General features: G+C 69.7%; 14 protein-coding genes. 7 read left to right on the plus strand and 7 right to left on the minus strand.

Annotated features, from left to right (window positions below; all coding sequences use genetic code 11):
• Positions 1 to 124: 124 nt before the first annotated feature.
• Positions 125 to 1,453: an ATP-dependent protease ATPase subunit HslU gene (gene hslU / locus OXM58_06575; protein MDE0148020.1), complete on the minus strand. Its 1,329-nt coding sequence runs from the start codon at positions 1,451 to 1,453 to the stop codon at positions 125 to 127.
• Entirely contained in the window at positions 1,450 to 1,998 is a 549-nt protein-coding gene (hslV, locus tag OXM58_06580) for an ATP-dependent protease subunit HslV (GenBank protein ID MDE0148021.1), read from the minus strand. The genes hslU and hslV overlap by 4 nt, the downstream gene beginning before the upstream one ends.
• Positions 1,999 to 2,189: 191 nt before the next feature.
• On the opposite strand from hslV, the gene hisB reads away from it, so the two are divergent.
• From hisB to OXM58_06610, 6 genes are all read left to right on the plus strand, one after another.
• Positions 2,190 to 2,834 carry an imidazoleglycerol-phosphate dehydratase HisB gene (gene hisB / locus OXM58_06585; GenBank protein ID MDE0148022.1) on the plus strand — a complete coding sequence of 215 codons (645 nt, stop codon included), beginning with the start codon at positions 2,190 to 2,192 and terminating at the stop codon, positions 2,832 to 2,834.
• A 24-nt stretch (positions 2,835 to 2,858) separates the two neighbouring features.
• Positions 2,859 to 3,548, plus strand: coding sequence for an imidazole glycerol phosphate synthase subunit HisH (gene hisH, locus OXM58_06590; GenBank protein MDE0148023.1), 690 nt, complete (start codon positions 2,859 to 2,861; stop codon positions 3,546 to 3,548).
• 125 nt (positions 3,549 to 3,673) lie between these two features.
• The gene (locus OXM58_06595) at positions 3,674 to 4,255 is read left to right on the plus strand and encodes a GNAT family N-acetyltransferase (GenBank protein ID MDE0148024.1); all 582 of its coding nucleotides are present in this window, start codon (positions 3,674 to 3,676) and stop codon (positions 4,253 to 4,255) included.
• A complete protein-coding gene (hisA, locus tag OXM58_06600) occupies positions 4,252 to 4,980 on the plus strand; it encodes a 1-(5-phosphoribosyl)-5-[(5-phosphoribosylamino)methylideneamino]imidazole-4-carboxamide isomerase (protein MDE0148025.1) in 729 nt (242 codons plus the stop codon). Before OXM58_06595 ends, hisA begins: the two co-directional genes overlap by 4 nt.
• A gap of 225 nt (positions 4,981 to 5,205) precedes the next feature.
• A complete protein-coding gene (locus OXM58_06605) occupies positions 5,206 to 5,652 on the plus strand; it encodes a DUF2147 domain-containing protein (GenBank protein ID MDE0148026.1) in 447 nt (148 codons plus the stop codon).
• Positions 5,649 to 6,944: an MFS transporter gene (locus OXM58_06610; protein MDE0148027.1), complete on the plus strand. Its 1,296-nt coding sequence runs from the start codon at positions 5,649 to 5,651 to the stop codon at positions 6,942 to 6,944. Before OXM58_06605 ends, OXM58_06610 begins: the two co-directional genes overlap by 4 nt.
• A gap of 9 nt (positions 6,945 to 6,953) precedes the next feature.
• Here OXM58_06610 and purH read toward each other — a convergent pair whose 3' ends face one another.
• Complete coding sequence (gene purH, locus OXM58_06615; GenBank protein MDE0148028.1) at positions 6,954 to 8,531, minus strand: bifunctional phosphoribosylaminoimidazolecarboxamide formyltransferase/IMP cyclohydrolase; 1,578 nt, start codon at positions 8,529 to 8,531, stop codon at positions 6,954 to 6,956.
• A gap of 403 nt (positions 8,532 to 8,934) precedes the next feature.
• Between purH and OXM58_06620 the strand changes: the two genes are divergently transcribed.
• Positions 8,935 to 10,200 carry a nucleotide sugar dehydrogenase gene (locus OXM58_06620; GenBank protein ID MDE0148029.1) on the plus strand — a complete coding sequence of 422 codons (1,266 nt, stop codon included), beginning with the start codon at positions 8,935 to 8,937 and terminating at the stop codon, positions 10,198 to 10,200.
• 57 nt (positions 10,201 to 10,257) lie between these two features.
• Here OXM58_06620 and OXM58_06625 read toward each other — a convergent pair whose 3' ends face one another.
• From OXM58_06625 to OXM58_06640, 4 genes are all read right to left on the minus strand, one after another.
• The gene (locus tag OXM58_06625) at positions 10,258 to 11,904 is read right to left on the minus strand and encodes a heparinase II/III family protein (protein ID MDE0148030.1); all 1,647 of its coding nucleotides are present in this window, start codon (positions 11,902 to 11,904) and stop codon (positions 10,258 to 10,260) included.
• 16 nt (positions 11,905 to 11,920) lie between these two features.
• Entirely contained in the window at positions 11,921 to 12,583 is a 663-nt protein-coding gene (rpe, locus tag OXM58_06630; GenBank protein ID MDE0148031.1) for a ribulose-phosphate 3-epimerase, read from the minus strand.
• 129 nt (positions 12,584 to 12,712) lie between these two features.
• Positions 12,713 to 14,035 (minus strand): MFS transporter, encoded by a 1,323-nt coding sequence (locus tag OXM58_06635; GenBank protein ID MDE0148032.1) that lies wholly within the window; start codon positions 14,033 to 14,035, stop codon positions 12,713 to 12,715.
• A gap of 48 nt (positions 14,036 to 14,083) precedes the next feature.
• Positions 14,084 to 14,953, minus strand: coding sequence for a 3-hydroxybutyryl-CoA dehydrogenase (locus OXM58_06640; GenBank protein ID MDE0148033.1), 870 nt, complete (start codon positions 14,951 to 14,953; stop codon positions 14,084 to 14,086).
• Positions 14,954 to 15,023 lie beyond the last annotated feature (70 nt).

The raw sequence follows: 15,023 nt of genomic DNA on the forward strand, positions 1-15,023 counted from the left end.
GGCCCAGGGCCGACCCGAAAGGCCCATGCCTGTGGCCCTTGGTCTCCGGATCGTCGCTCCGCTCCGTCCGGGGAAACAATGGTTGGTTTTCGGCCGGAGGCGGAAAACGCCTTCCCGCCACCCCCTACAAAATAAACCGGCTCAGATCCGCGTCCTTCGCCAGATCCGCGACCTGGTCGCGGACGTAGTCGGCGTCGATGGCGATGGTTTCGCCGCTGCGCTCGGTGGCCGAGAAGCTGATCTCCTCCAGGAGCCGCTCCATCACGGTGTGCAGCCGGCGCGCGCCGATATTCTCGACGCTGCTGTTGACCTCGGCGGAGTAGCGCGCGATCTCGGCGATCGCCTCCTCGCTGAACTCCAGGGTCACCTCCTCGGTCTGCATCAGCGCCTTGTATTGCAGGGGCAGGCTGTTCTCGGTCTCGCTCAGGATGCGCACGAAGTCGTCGACGTCGAGCGCCTTGAGCTCGACCCGGATCGGCAGCCTTCCCTGCAGTTCGGGCAGCATGTCCGACGGCTTGGCGAGGTGGAAGGCGCCCGAGGCGATGAACAGGATGTGGTCGCTGCGCACCGGCCCGTGCTTGGTCGCCACCGTCGTGCCCTCGATCAGCGGCAACAGGTCGCGCTGCACGCCCTCGCGGCTGACGTCGGCGCCGCCGATCCGCTCCGACCGGCCGGTGATCTTGTCGATCTCGTCGAGGAAGACGATGCCGTTCTGCTCGACCAGGTCGATCGCCTCGGTGACGACCTGGTCCTCGTCGAGCAGGTTGTCGCTCTCCTCGGCCATCAGCAGTTCGTAGCTCTCGCCGACGCTCAGCCGCTTGGTCTTGGTCGCGCCGCCCAGCGCCTTGCCGAGCATGTCGTTGAGGTTGATCATGCCCATCTGTGCGCCCGGCATGCCGGGAATGTCGAAGGTCGGCAGGCCGCCGCCGCGGCTGTCGCGCACCTCCAGTTCGATCTCCTTGCCGTCCAGTTCGCCGGCGCGCAGCCGCTTGCGGAAGCTCTCGCGGGTGTCCTTGCGCGCGTTCTCGCCGACCAGCGCGTCGAGCACCCGCTCCTCGGCCGCCATCTCGGCCCGGGCGGTGACCGACTTGCGCAGCCGTTCGCGGGTCATGCCGATGGCGATCTCGACCAGGTCGCGCACGATCTGCTCGACATCCCGGCCGACATAGCCGACCTCGGTGAATTTGGTCGCCTCGACCTTGAGGAAGGGCGCGTTGGCGAGGCGGGCGAGCCGGCGGGCGATCTCGGTCTTGCCGCAGCCGGTCGGGCCGATCATCAGGATGTTCTTGGGCAGCACCTCTTCCTTCATCGCGTCGTCGAGCTGCTGGCGCCGCCAGCGGTTGCGCAACGCCACGGCCACCGCCTTCTTGGCGTCTTTCTGGCCGACGATGAAGCGGTCGAGCTCCGAGACGATCTCGCGCGGGCTGAAGGCGGTCGGGGTATAGCCGGTCATACGCGCTCGATCACGATCTGGTCGTTGGTATAGATGCAGATGTCGGCGGCGATGCCCATGGCCCGGCGCGCGACCTCCTCGGCCGGCAGCTCGGTCTCCGCCATCAGCGCCTTGGCCGCCGCCAGGGCGTAGGGGCCGCCGCTGCCGATGCCGATCAGGCCGTCCTCGGGCTCCAGCACGTCGCCGTTACCGGTGAGCACCAGGGAGACGTCCCTGTCGGCCACCGCCATCATGGCCTCCAGCCGGCGCAGATAGCGGTCGGTGCGCCAGTCCTTGGCCATTTCCACGCAGGCCCGGGTCAATTGTCCCGGATGCTGCTCCAGCTTGCCCTCAAGCCGCTCGAACAGGGCGAAGGCGTCCGCCGTGGCGCCGGCAAAGCCGACCACCACCTTGCCGTCGCCCAGCCGCCGCACCTTGCGCGCGCCGCCCTTGAGCACGGTGTTGCCGAAGGTGACCTGGCCGTCGCCGGCCACCACGACGTCGCCGCCGCGCCGGACCGAGAGGATCGTCGTGCCGTGGAACAGGAGGGTGTCGGGATCGCTCATGCCGCCCTCTATGTGGCGAGACCGCGGCGCGGGTCAACATGGGCCGGATGCGGCCCCGTCCCGGTTGGGGCCTCGGCCCGCGGCCCGGGACGACCTACATTGGGGCGCGAGAGCCGGCGCGGCGCGCTTCAAACGTGGCCCGCCGGCCCGCCGGAATGGTATGAACGGGCCAGGACTGCCGGAGACCGACGATGAACCAGGCCATCAGCCCCGAACCCGCCCCCGGAACCGTGGCAGCGCGCACCGCATCGGTCGCGCGGCGGACCAAGGAAACCCAGATCGAGGTGTCGCTCAACCTCGACGGCAGCGGCGACTACAGCGTCGATACCGGGATCGGCTTCCTCGATCACATGATGGAGCAGCTGTCGCGCCATTCGCTGATCGATCTCGAATTGAAGGCGGTCGGCGACCTGCACATCGATTTCCACCACACTACCGAGGACACCGGCATCGCGATCGGCGAGGCGGTCAGCCGGGCGCTTGGCGACCGCAAGGGCATCCGGCGCTACGGCGACGCGCTGATTCCGATGGACGAGACGCTGACCCGGGTCGCGCTCGACTGCTCGAACCGGCCCTACCTGATCTGGAAGGTCGGTTTCTCCAAGCCCAAGCTCGGCGAGATGGATACGGAATTGTTCAAGGAATGGTTCCAGGCCTTCGCCCAGGCCGCCGGCATCACGCTCCATGTCGAGAATCTCTATGGCGAGAACAACCACCATATCGTCGAGAGCTGCTTCAAGGGGCTGGCCCGGTCGCTGCGCAGCGCCATCGAGCCCGATCCGCGCAAGGCGGACGCCGTGCCCTCCACCAAGGGGGTGCTGGGTGGTTCCCTGTAGCGCCGCGGCGGACCGGAGGCCCTAGTGGCCGGCGGCGTCGCCATCGTCGATTACGGCGCCGGCAATCTGCGCTCGGCGGAAAAGGCCTTTATCCGCATGGCCGGAGAGACGGGCGCCGGCCTGACGGTCGTCGCGACCGGCGATGCCGACCGGGTCGCGCGGGCGAGCCATGTCGTGCTGCCCGGCCAGGGCGCCTTCGCCGACTGCCGGGCCGGCCTGCACGCGCTGGACGGCATGGTCGAGGCGCTGAGCGAGGCCGTTAAGGGGCGCGGCGCGCCCTTCCTCGGCATTTGCGTCGGCATGCAGCTGCTCGCCGACCGCGGACTGGAGCATGGCGAAACGCCGGGCTTCGGCTGGGTGCCGGGCGAGGTCGCGGCCCTCGAACCCGGCGATCCGGACCTCAAGATCCCCCATATGGGCTGGAACGACCTGAGATTTCACGACAACGGTCGCGGCAGCAGTCACGACGGCGGGGCGAACCGCGGCGGCCATCCGGTGCTGGCCGGCCTGGCGGACGGCGACCATGCCTATTTCGTGCATTCCTACGGCTACCGATGCGCGGACGAGGCCGACCTGCTGGCGACCTGCGACTATGGCGGGCCGGTCGCGGCCATCGTCGGGCGGGACAATCTGGTCGGCACCCAGTTCCATCCCGAGAAGAGCCAGCAGGCCGGCCTGCGCCTGATCGCCAACTTCCTGGCGTGGCGGCCGTGAGCGGCGCTTCGCGCAAGGGGCGGCAGAGCGGGCGCGCCGCCCGGCGCAGCGCCCCGCCGCCCGCCGGCGTCTTGCCCACCGGCCCGCCGCTCCCCGGCCCGCTGGGGCGGGTTGCGCCCAAGTCGATCCTCGGTGTCGAGGTCGTCACCCGCTTCGAACCGGGCGATCTGCACGATATCTGCGACGCCGCGGAGAGCGCGATCGACGCCGGCGGCGGCTTCGGCTGGCTGCGCGCACCGGAGCGCAACGTGCTGGAGAGCTATTGGAAGGGCGTTCTGGTCGTGCCCGAGCGCATCCTGATCGTCGCCCGGATCGACGGCACGATCTGCGGCGCGGCGCAGCTGGTCCGGCCGCCGCCGAACAACGAGGCGCGGGCCTTCGCCGTGCAGCTCGAACACGCCTTCATCGCGCCCTGGGCACGCGGCCACGGCCTCGCCCGAATGCTGATGGAAAAGGCCGAAGTGCTGGCGCGCAACGAAGGGTTCGACGTCATCGCCCTCGATGTCCGCGCGACGCAGAAGCGGGCGATCCGGCTGTACGAGACCCACGGCTACGTCCGCTGGGGCCGCAATCCCTTCTACGCCCGGGTCGAGGGCAAGCCGGTCGCCGGCCTGTATTACTGGAAGGACCTGAACGCGGCGCCCGACGCGACACCCAACACGACCCCCGACGCGACATCCGGCGAAGGAACCGGCGGGCCGGGATGATCCTGTATCCGGCCATCGACCTCAAGGACGGCCGCTGCGTCCGGCTGCTCAAGGGCGATTTCGCGCAGGAAACCGTCTTCAACGACGACCCGGCCGACCAGGCGGCGCGCTTCCAGGCCCAGGGTTTCCGCTGGCTGCACGTCGTCGATCTGAACGGCGCCGCCGAAGGCCGGGCCGTCAACCGGGCGGGCGTCGAGGCGGTCCTCGGCGCGGTGTCGATCCCGGTCCAGCTCGGCGGCGGCATCCGCGACATGGCCGGGATCGAGATGTGGCTGGATCGCGGCCTGGCCCGGGTCATCCTCGGCACGGCCGCGCTGCGCGAGCCTGCCCTGGTGCGGCAGGCGGCGCGCGCCTTTCCCGGCCGGATCGCCGTCGGCATCGACGCGCGCGGCGGCCGGGTCGCCACCCAGGGCTGGCTCGAGACCTCCGACGTGACGGCGGTCGATCTCGCCCGGTCGTTCGAGGATGCCGGCGTCGCCGCCATCGTCTATACCGATATCGAGCGCGACGGCGCGCTCCGGGGGGTCAACGTCGCGGCGACGGCGGCGCTCGCCCGGGCGGTCGGGGCGCCTGTCATCGCCTCGGGCGGCGTCGCCGGGCTGGGCGATCTCCGGGCGCTGAAGCAGGAAGCGGCGAGCGGCATCGCGGGCGTCATCTGCGGCCGGGCGCTCTATGACGGAAAAATCGATCCGGCACAGGCACTTGCGCTGCTCGACGATACATAAACGAGCGAACATATAAAAAGAGCGATCCAGGACCGCGCCGCGGCTGCAGGCGCCGCGCGCTCGGATTTCCGTTTTTGTCGTCGGCCGGAATGCCTTATAACCGGAGGCCCCATAACCGGAGATTGTGCGCCGCCCCTCCCGCCTTCGTCGTGTCGGCGCCCCCCTGTCTTCGAGGAGCGGATCCGCCGTTCGGGCGGGCGGCTGCGATCCGAGGAGATACAGTCCATGATGCCGGCAAGATATCTGCCTGCATTTGCGGCAGTTTTCTGCCTCGCTTTCGGCGCCGCTGCCGCAGCCGATCCCGGCGCGGATCCCAGAGGGGTCTGGCTCACCCCCGGCGGTAACTCGCATGTCGAGATCGCGCCGTGCGGCGACAGGCTGTGTGGCCGGATCGTCTGGCTCAAGGAGCCGAACAACAAGAAGGGCCAGCCGCTGCGGGACGCCAGGAACGAAGAAGAGTCGCTGCGGTCCCGGCCGATCCTTGGGCTGCCCGTGCTGACCGGGTTCCCGCAGGAACCGACGGACGGCGTATGGGACGACGGCAAGATTTACAGTCCGAAGACCGGTAAGACCTTCAGGTCGGAAATGGAAATGAACGACCGCGATACCCTGAAGGTCAGCGGCTGCAAATGGATACGCTGCAAGTCCCAGATCTGGAAGCGGGTGAGGTGACGGCCCGCCCGATCTGGACCGGCGGGCGCAAATCCGCCTTCGGCTGGGCGCTCTACGACTGGGCGAACTCGCCGTTTACCACTGTCGTCACGACCTTCATCTTCGCGGCCTATTTCGCCGGCGCCATCGCGCCGGACAAGACGACCGGCGCCTCGCAATGGGCGTTCACCCAAGGCGCGGCGGCCTTCGTCATGGCGATCCTCAGCCCGATCCTCGGCGCCATCGCCGATCACGGCAAGGGCCGCAAGGCCTGGATCGTGTTCTGGACTCTGGTCATGGTCGCCGCGTCGGCCGCGCTGTGGTGGGGCGCGCCGGGCGTCGACTCGACGGTCCTCGTGCTCACGGCGGCCTTCATCGGCGTGATCGGGTTCGAGATGGGCCTCGTCTTCTACAACGCCATGCTGCCCGGCCTCGCCCCGGCGAGCCATATCGGCCGGCTCTCCGGCTGGTCGTGGGGGCTGGGCTATATCGGCGGCCTGGCCTGCCTGGTCCTGCTGCTGTTCGTTTTCGTGCAGCCGCAGGTCGCGCCCTTCGGGCTCGACAAGTCTGCCGCCGAGCATATCCGGATCGCCGGGCCGATCGTCGCCGCGTGGGCGCTGGTCTTCAGCCTGCCGCTGTTCTTTCTCACCGCGGATACGCCGGGGGCAGGGCTGCCCATGGGCCGGGCGGTCGGCGCCGGGCTGCGCACGCTGGGCAACACCCTGGCCAATGTCCGCAAGCACGCCAACATCGCGCGCTTCCTGATCGCCCGGATCTTCTATGTGGACGGACTGAACACGATCTTCGCCGTCGGGGCGATCTACGCCGCCACGGTCTTCGGCATGGGCACGGCGGAGGTCCTGATATTCGGCATCATCGTAAATGTCACGGCCGGCCTCGGCGCCTTCGCCTTCGCCTGGCTGGACGACCGGCTGGGCGCCAAGTCGACCGTGCTTCTGGGCGTCGCCGGCGTCACGGTTTGCGGCATCCCGATGCTGTTTGTCGGCGACAAGACCTGGTTCTACGTCCTCGGCGGGATCATGGGCCTGTTTTTCGGCCCGGCCCAAGCGGCAAGCCGCTCGCTGATGAGCCATCTCGCGCCCCGGGGGCAGGAGGCCGAGATGTTCGGGCTCTACGCCTTTGCCGGAAAATGCACGGCCTTTCTCGGCCCGTGGATTTTCGGCGCCGTCACCCTGGCCGCGGGCCCGCGTTGGGGCATGGCGACCGTCGTGCCATTCCTGGTGATCGGCGCCGTGATCCTGCTGAAGGTCGATACCGGGAAGGTTGCGCCGGAGGAGGCGGTCCCGGAATAACCGGCGCGCTCAGTGCCGGAAGTGCCGCAGGCCGGTGAACACCATGGCGAGGCCGCGTTCGTCGGCCGCCGCGATCACCTCGTCGTCGCGCACCGAGCCGCCGGGCTGGATGACCGCCGTCGCGCCGGCGTCCGCCGCTGCGAGCAGCCCGTCGGCGAACGGGAAGAAGGCGTCGGAGGCCACGACCGAGCCCTTGGCGGGCGATTCCTCAAGCCCGGCGGCGCGGGCGGCGTCCGCCGCCTTCTGCGCCGCGATCCGGGCGGAATCGACCCGGCTCATCTGGCCGGCGCCGATGCCGACGGTCCGCCGGTCCTTCGCATAGACGATGGCGTTGGATTTGACATGCTTGCACACCGTGAAGGCGAACAGCATGTCCGCCACTTCGGTCTTGGTCGGCACCCGGCGGGTCTTCACGGCGAGGTCGCCCGCGGTCACGGCGGCGTCGCGCGACTGGACGAGGAACCCGCCGCCGACGCTGCGCACTGTCAGCCGGTCCGCCGCCGGATCGGGCATGTGTTCGGTCAGCAGCAGGCGGAGATTCGGCTTGTCGCCCAGGATGCGCCGCGCCTCGGTGTCGGCGTCGGGCGCGACGATGACTTCGGAGAAAATTTCCGCGATCCGCTCCGCCGCGGCGCCGTCGAGCGGCCGGTTGCAGGCGACGATGCCGCCGAAGGCGCTGACCGGGTCGCAGGCGAGCGCCAGCGGCCAGGCGTCGGCGACCGAATCGGCGCTGGCGACGCCGCACGGGTTGGCGTGCTTGATAATGGCGACCGTCGGCCGGTCGAATTCCGCCGCCAGCTCCCAGGCCGCGTCGGCATCGTTGATATTGTTGTAGCTTAGCGCCTTGCCCTGGACCTGCACCGCGTCCGCAATGCCGTAAGGCGCGCTACCGTCTGCATAGAATGCGGCTTCCTGGTGCGGGTTCTCGCCGTAGCGCAGAATTTGCCGGCGGCGGCCGGAGACGGTCAGCCGCTCCGGAAACGGCTCGCCGTCCTGCGCGGCGAACCAGCGGGAAATCGCCGAATCGTAGGCCGCGGTCCGGGCATAGGCCCGCGCCGCCAGGCTCCGGCGCAGTTCGGCGGAAATCGCCCCGTCGTTTTCATTGTAATCGTTCAAGAACGTCGGATAGTCGGCCGGATCGGTCAGGACCGTCACGAATTCGTGGTTTTTCGCCGCCGCCCGGATCAGCGCCGGGCCGCCGATATCGATATTTTCGACGCAGGCCGCAAAATCGCCGCCGCCGGCGACGGTGTCCTCGAACGGGTAGAGGTTGACGGCGACCAGATCGATCGCGCCGATGCCGTGCGCCGCCAGCGCCGCCCGGTGATCCGCGTCGTCGCGCCGGGCGAGGATGCCGCCGTGAATCGCCGGATGGAGCGTCTTGACCCGGCCGTCGAGGATTTCCGGATGGCCGGTATGGGCGGACACGTCGGTCACGGCGATGCCGGCGTTGCGCAACGCCTGCGCCGTGCCGCCGGTCGACAGGATCTCGACGCCCCGCGCCGCCAGCGCCTCCGCCAGGCCGGCGAGGCCGGTCTTGTCGGACACCGAGATCAGCGCGCGGGCGATGGGAAGGGGGTCGGTCATCGGTCCTCGGCCGGGAAACGGCGGGCGGAAAGGGGCACCGAATCTAACCCGGATTGCGCATTGCGGTCACGACCCCCATCGCCACCGACCGATTCCCCCACCCCTTGGGGGAGGGGCTAGGGGAGGGGTCGTCAGCCGCCGCACCGACGTCCGATCCCGACGCAGCGTCAGGTTCCGCGGACCCCTCCCCCTAACCCCCTCCCCCAAGGGGAGGGGGAATGCGTTGCTTTCTCTGTCGAATTCGGTTTGCAGCCATTTGCAGAAGAAGCCCTTGGAGAAAGGAGATCCGGCCAACGCGCCCGGCGAAGAAAATGCCGCACATGCCGGATGGCGCGGGCGGCGCATAACGGCTTTGGCCGCCGTGCGGCGGCCGCACCCTCGACGCAGGAGACGTTTCGCCAGCATGGAACTTCCCGACCGGATCGCCGTTATCGGCCTGGGCTATGTCGGCCTGCCGCTTGCCGTGGCGCTGGCCCGGCATTTCGACGTTGCCGGGATCGACCGGGACCCGGAGCGGATCGCCGCCCTGCGCGCCGGGCGGGATGTCACGCGCGAAGTGCCGGACGAGGCGCTAGCGGCGACATCGGCACGCTTTTCCGCCGATCCCGCGGCGATGGCCGGCGCCGGCCTGTTCATCGTCGCGGTGCCGACACCGGTCGATGCGCGCAACGCGCCGGACCTGGGCGCCGCCCGGGCTGCCATGGAGGCCGTCGGCGCCCATCTGCGCCCCGGCGCAACCGTCGTCCTCGAAAGCACCGTTTATCCGGGCGCGACCGAAGAAGTCTGCCGGCCGATCCTGGAGCGGGCCTCCGGCCTCGCCGCCGGCGCCGATTTCTTCCTCGGCTACTCGCCGGAGCGCATGAATCCGGGCGACCGGGAGCACGGGCTGGCCGAGCTCACCAAGGTCGTGGCCGGCGAAACCGCCGAGGTCGCCGGCATGCTGGCCGCCGTCTACGGCAAGGTGACCGGCGGCAAGGTGTTCGTCGCCCGGGATATCAGGACCGCCGAGGCGGCCAAGGTGATCGAGAACGCCCAGCGCGACATCAACATCGCCTTCGTCAACGAGGCGGCGATGATCTTCAACAAGCTGGGCCTGTCCGCCTACGACGTGCTCGATGCCGCGCGCACGAAATGGAACTTCCTGCCCTTCGCGCCCGGCCTGGTCGGCGGCCACTGCGTCGGCATCGATCCCTACTATCTGGCGCACAAGGCGGCGCAGGTCGGCCACGATCCGGAGATCACCCTGGCCGGCCGGCGGATCAACGACGGCATGGGACGCTATGTGGCGCAATCGGTCCACGCCGCACTCGGCAAACCGTCGGACATCCTGATCCTCGGGCTTGCGTTCAAGGAGAACGTGCCCGACCTGCGCAACACCGGCGTCATCGATATCGTCCGCGCGCTGTCCGCCGCCGGCCACACCGTCCGGGTCCACGACGCCTTCGCCGATCCGGAAGAGGCGCAGCGGGCGCACGGCATCGCGCTGGTGCCGGATCTGGCCGGCGGGCCCTACGACGCCGTCGTCGGCGCCGTCATGCACGATCCCTACCGCGACCTGGGCGCCGCCGATCTCCGCCGGCTGCTGCGCGACGGCGGCCTGCTCGCCGATATCAAGGGGATGTGGCGCGGGCTCGCCCTGCCGGAGACCGTCCGCCGCTGGTCGCTCTGAGCCGCCGGGCGCCGCAACTGCCCCGGCGGGAACCGACCCGCCGGAATTCACAGCGCGTCAGCGCCGCCGGATCGCCCAGCGCACGGAGCGGGGCTCCGCGCCGCGATATTCGCCGGACAGGACGATCTGGCGGGTCCGCTGCCGCTCGTTGCGCATGCCCTGGTAGAAGCTGTCCTCGACCCCGATCGTGACGCCGCTCTCGGTGTGGAATTGCCAGCTTCCCGCGCCCGGGCGGCTGAAATCGATGATCCGGCCGCCCTTTTCCCAGATCGACATCGAATCGATGGAAACGTCCGGGTGCAGATGGAAGCGGACGGCGAACTCGACATCCGCATTGCGGCGCGATTGCTCGGGGCGGGAGAGGATATCCTGTCCGCGGACATCCTCGCCGTTGGCCGAGACGTAAAGGCGCCGCCTGTGGACCACGGCGAAGGCCGGCGCATAGCCGTCATGGCTTCCCTCGATCAGGATGGCGCCCTGCAGGTCCTTCCGGTCGGCGTCAACCTTGGCCGGCCGCCGGCCCAGACCGCCGTTGCGGTGCAGTTGCGACGAATTGCGGTTCGCGACGACCAGCGTCGAATGGGCCGCCGAGATCCGCCCGGCGAAGGCCCAGTCGCTGTTGCGTTTCCAATAGCTGCCGCAATTGACGATCAGACGGGACCGCCCGGCGCTCATCTCGAAGCTCAGGAGGCCGGCATGGGCCAGATCGTCATGGCCGGGCGCCGGCGGCATGCCGGTGTCCATGACGACCATCGTGCGCCCCGCGATGACGCGCTGGAAGCCGGTATGGGGCGGATGCTCCGGCGGGTTCCCGGTCGAGCCGGACTGGTTCAGCGTCATGTCGATCTGCCAGTCCTGCTCTTCGAAGCTGCCGTTGAACACGGCAAGCGCGCCGTCGCCCAGGCGCATGCCGCGCAGCATCGGCGCCGCCCGGTCGATGGCGCCCTGAACCACGGGCGACGCGTCCTGATGGCTCGACGCCAGCACGCTGCGCACGTCGATCAGGTCGCGCAGGATTTCGTGCTGCAGGGTCGGACAGCGTTCGGCGACGCCGCCGTCGGCATGGATCCGGTGCTCGATTTCATGCTCCAGCAGCGTAAGGCCCCTGAACAGCCGGGCATGGGCGCTGGGCAGGCAGGCGCCGACATAGATCAGGCCCTTGGCGGCCCGTACCCTCCTGGCGCCGCGGGTCGTCTTGCGCGTCACGTTCGACAGATGCCTGGCCTGCCGGTGGACGCTCTGGAGAACCCGGTCGCGAAACCGGTCTTCCGCGCCCCGGCAGAAATAGTCGTACTGGCTCAGCCAGTTGATCAGCCGCTCGGCGGCGATATCGGCGCGCCAGCCATGATGGTGGTACCGGCCGAACCGGTCGATCCAGTCGCTCATCAGTTCGCGGCCCAGCCGGCGGCCGGCGTCGGACCCGGTCGCCCGCAGGTCGCGCAGCCATGCGAAATCGTGGGGCTCGAGCGGCAGTTCCTCGCCGCGCCAGATCCTGTCGTTCCTGAAATTGAAGGCGCCGCGCAGGATCGCCTTGCCGACCTCCGAATCGCCGGGCCACGGATCGTGCGGCACCAGCAGGACCTGGGTCGCCCGCGTACCGCCGAGCCGCCACTGGTAGAGGGCGCTGCGGTACCAGGCGCCCGCAAGGTGCATGCGCAGGCTCTCGACGCCGCGCCGTACCGATATCGAATAGCCCCTGGCCACGAAGCGCCGCCGCACGTCAGTGACCGCGCAGGCGGCGGATGTTCGCCGCGTAACGCTCCGGCCCGCCCTCGAAAACGGCGGTGCCGGCAACCAGGACGCTGGCGCCCGCGGCAATCGCCAGCGGCGCCGTTTCGGCGTTGATCCCGCCATCCACCTGGAGGTCGATCGGCCGGTCCTGCCCCTCGATCATGCGGCGCAGCGTGCGCAGCTTGTCGAGCTGGGAGGCGATGAAGCTCTGGCCACCGAAGCCGGGGTTGACCGACATGACCAGGATCAGATCGACCATGTCCAGCACCGGCTCGACCGCCGCCGCCGGCGTGCCGGGATTGAGGGACACGCCCGCCTTCCGGCCCAGGCTCCGGATTTTCTGGAGGGTCCGGTGGAGGTGCGGTCCGGCCTCGGCGTGGACCGTGACGATATCGGCGCCGGCCTCGGCGAAGGCGTCGATGAACGGATCGGCCGGCGTGACCATCAGATGGACGTCGAAGGGCCTGTCGGAATGCGGGCGCAGCGCCTTCACCACGCCCGGCCCGATGGTCAGGTTCGGTACGAAATGGCCGTCCATAATATCGATATGGATATAGTCCGCGCCGGCGGCGTCGATGGCGCGCACTTCCTCGCCCAGGCGGGCGAAGTCGGCCGAGAGGATCGAGGGGGCGATGAGCACGGGTTCTGCCATGACGGGCGCTTTCCCGGACGAGCCGGAGGGGAGGTCGCGGATTCCTCCTCTAATTGAATGAAGTGGCGGCGAAAATGAAGCGAATTGGCCCGGTGCGGTTCATGGCCCCGTCAACAGGCCGGATTTCGCTCAGGCGCGCCGCCTGAGCCGGGCGATGAAGAAGCCGTCCATGCCGCCCGTCTGCGCCAGATGGCAGGGCAGGGTCTGCACGTCGCCCTCCGGCGTCGCGGCAGGGGCCATCGGGCCGAGCGCCGACGCCTCGACCGGCACGCGCTCCAGCGCCGGGTTTTCGGCCAGCAGGCGGGCGATCCGGTCCGGCCCCTCCTCGGCTTCCAGCGAACAAACGGTATAGACGAGGATGCCGCCGGGCCGCAGTTGCGCCGCCGCGTTGGCGAGCAGCCCCGCCTGCACGCGGGCCAGCGCGGCGATATCGGCCGCCGTCTTGGTCCACGCGACGTCGGGCCGGCGCCGCAGCGTGCCGGTGGCGCTGCACGGCGCATCCAGCAGGATTGCACCGACCGGCTCCGGATGCCGCCACGAAACGGCGTCGGCCGGCACGATGTCCGCCTCCAGCCCGAGCCGGCGCAAGTTGTCGCGCAGCCGGTGCAGGCGCCGGGGCGACCGGTCGACGGCGACGACCCGCGCGCCCGAAGCCGCCAGTTGCGCCGTCTTGCCCCCCGGCGCGGCGCACAGATCGAGCACGAGGCCGTCTTCGGGCACCGGAAGCAGGCGCGCCGGCAGGGCTGCCGCGGCGTCCTGGACCCACCAGCCGCCCCCTCCGTCGTGGCCGCCCCCTCCGCTACGGCCGTCGCTGTAGCCGTCGAGGCTGGTGACCGGCCCGCTCGCCCGCCGCACCGTGTTGCCGGCCAGAACCGCGCCGCCCAGCCGCGCCGCCCAGCCCTCAGGGTCGCGGGCGACGCTGATGTCGAGCGGCGGTTCGGCGCGCAGGGCGCCGGCGATGCCGGCCGCGGCGTCCGGCCCGAACCGGTCGATCCAGCGCGCGGTCAGCCATTCGGGCAGCGCCGCGAACGGCGCGTCCAGCATCGCCTCGAGGCGGCCGCGCTCGCGCTGCGCCCGGCGCAACACGGCGTTGACCAGCGCGCGGTATTTGTCCAGCCGCAACGGGCCGGCCAGCGCGACGCTGCTGTCAACCGCCGCATGGTCCGGGATGTCGAGCAGCAGCAGCTGGGCGAGCCCGGTTTCGAGCAGAACGTGCACGCGATTCCGCCCGGCCGGCAACGGCCGGTCGAGCAGGCTGTCGACCGCGGCCTGCAGGATGCCGCGGTGGCGCAGAACCGTGAGCACGAGCCGGTGGGCGAAGCGCCGATCCCGGTCGTCGGCCAACCCGTCCAGGCGCGGCGCCAGCGCGCTGTCCAGCGGCAGCCGGCGGTGCAGGACATCGACCAGCGCCGCGTGGGCGCACAGCCGCGCCGGGTCTTCGCGCAGGTTCACCCCGGTCCTTTCGAAGGGCGGCCCCGGCGATACGGCGGCCGCGGGCGTCTACCGCGTCGGGACGGGCGTATCGCCGGAATAGTCGTAGAAGCCGCGATTGACCTTGCGGCCCAGCCAGCCGGCCTCGACATATTTCACCAGCAGCGGGCAGGGCCGGTATTTCGAATCGGCCAGCCCGTCATAGAGCACCTGCATCACGGCGAGCGCGGTATCGAGGCCGATGAAGTCGGCCAGCTCCAGCGGCCCCATCGGGTGGTTGGCGCCCAGCTTCATCGCCGTGTCGATGGCTTCCACCGTGCCGACGCCCTCATAGAGCGTGTAGATCGCCTCGTTGATCATCGGCAGCAGGATGCGGTTGACGATGAAGGCGGGGAAATCCTCGGACTGGGCGACGGTCTTGCCCAGGTTGCGCGCCAGACTGGCGACCGTTTTGTAGGTTTCCTCGTTCGTCCCCAGGCCGCGGATCAGCTCGATCAGCTGCATCATCGGCACCGGATTCATGAAATGCATGCCGATGAAACGCTCGGGCCGGTCGGTCACCGCGGCCAGGCGGGTGATCGAGATGGAGGAGGTGTTGGACGCGATGATCGCGTCATGCTTCAGGTTGCCGGACAGATCCTTGAGGATGGCGCGCTTGGTCGCCTCGTCCTCGGTCGCCGCCTCGATGACGATGTCGCATTCCTGCATCGCCTCGAGTCCGAGGGACGGCACGATGCGCGACAGCGCATCGTCGATATCCCGGTCGGCGATGACCCCGCGGCGCAACTGGCGTTCCAGATTGCCCCGGATCGTCGCCATCGCCCGGTCCAGCGCGGCTTCGTCGATGTCGTTCAGAACGACGTCATAGCCGTTCAGCGCCGAGACGTGCGCGATTCCGTTGCCCATCTGGCCGGCGCCGATGACGCCCACTTTCTCGATTGTCAGCGTCCTGATCCTTTCAACACCGCGGCCGCCCGCCCGTCGGGGACGGCGGCCGCGCACCGGAGCG

It is taken from the genome of Rhodospirillaceae bacterium (assembly GCA_028819475.1).
In the GTDB taxonomy this organism is placed as follows: Bacteria; Pseudomonadota; Alphaproteobacteria; order Bin65; family Bin65; genus Bin65.

Excerpts from the sequence above, each read along its gene's own strand:
- OXM58_06605 (MDE0148026.1), top strand. The coding sequence starts at position 5,206 with ATGATGCCGGCAAGATATCTGCCTGCATTTGCGGCAGTTTTCTGCCTC.
- hslV (MDE0148021.1), bottom strand. The coding sequence starts at position 1,998 with ATGAGCGATCCCGACACCCTCCTGTTCCACGGCACGACGATCCTCTCG.
- rpe (MDE0148031.1), bottom strand. The coding sequence starts at position 12,583 with ATGGCAGAACCCGTGCTCATCGCCCCCTCGATCCTCTCGGCCGACTTC.
- purH (MDE0148028.1), bottom strand. The coding sequence starts at position 8,531 with ATGACCGACCCCCTTCCCATCGCCCGCGCGCTGATCTCGGTGTCCGAC.
- hisB (MDE0148022.1), top strand. The coding sequence starts at position 2,190 with ATGAACCAGGCCATCAGCCCCGAACCCGCCCCCGGAACCGTGGCAGCG.
- hisA (MDE0148025.1), top strand. The coding sequence starts at position 4,252 with ATGATCCTGTATCCGGCCATCGACCTCAAGGACGGCCGCTGCGTCCGG.
- OXM58_06620 (MDE0148029.1), top strand. The coding sequence starts at position 8,935 with ATGGAACTTCCCGACCGGATCGCCGTTATCGGCCTGGGCTATGTCGGC.
- hslU (MDE0148020.1), bottom strand. The coding sequence starts at position 1,453 with ATGACCGGCTATACCCCGACCGCCTTCAGCCCGCGCGAGATCGTCTCG.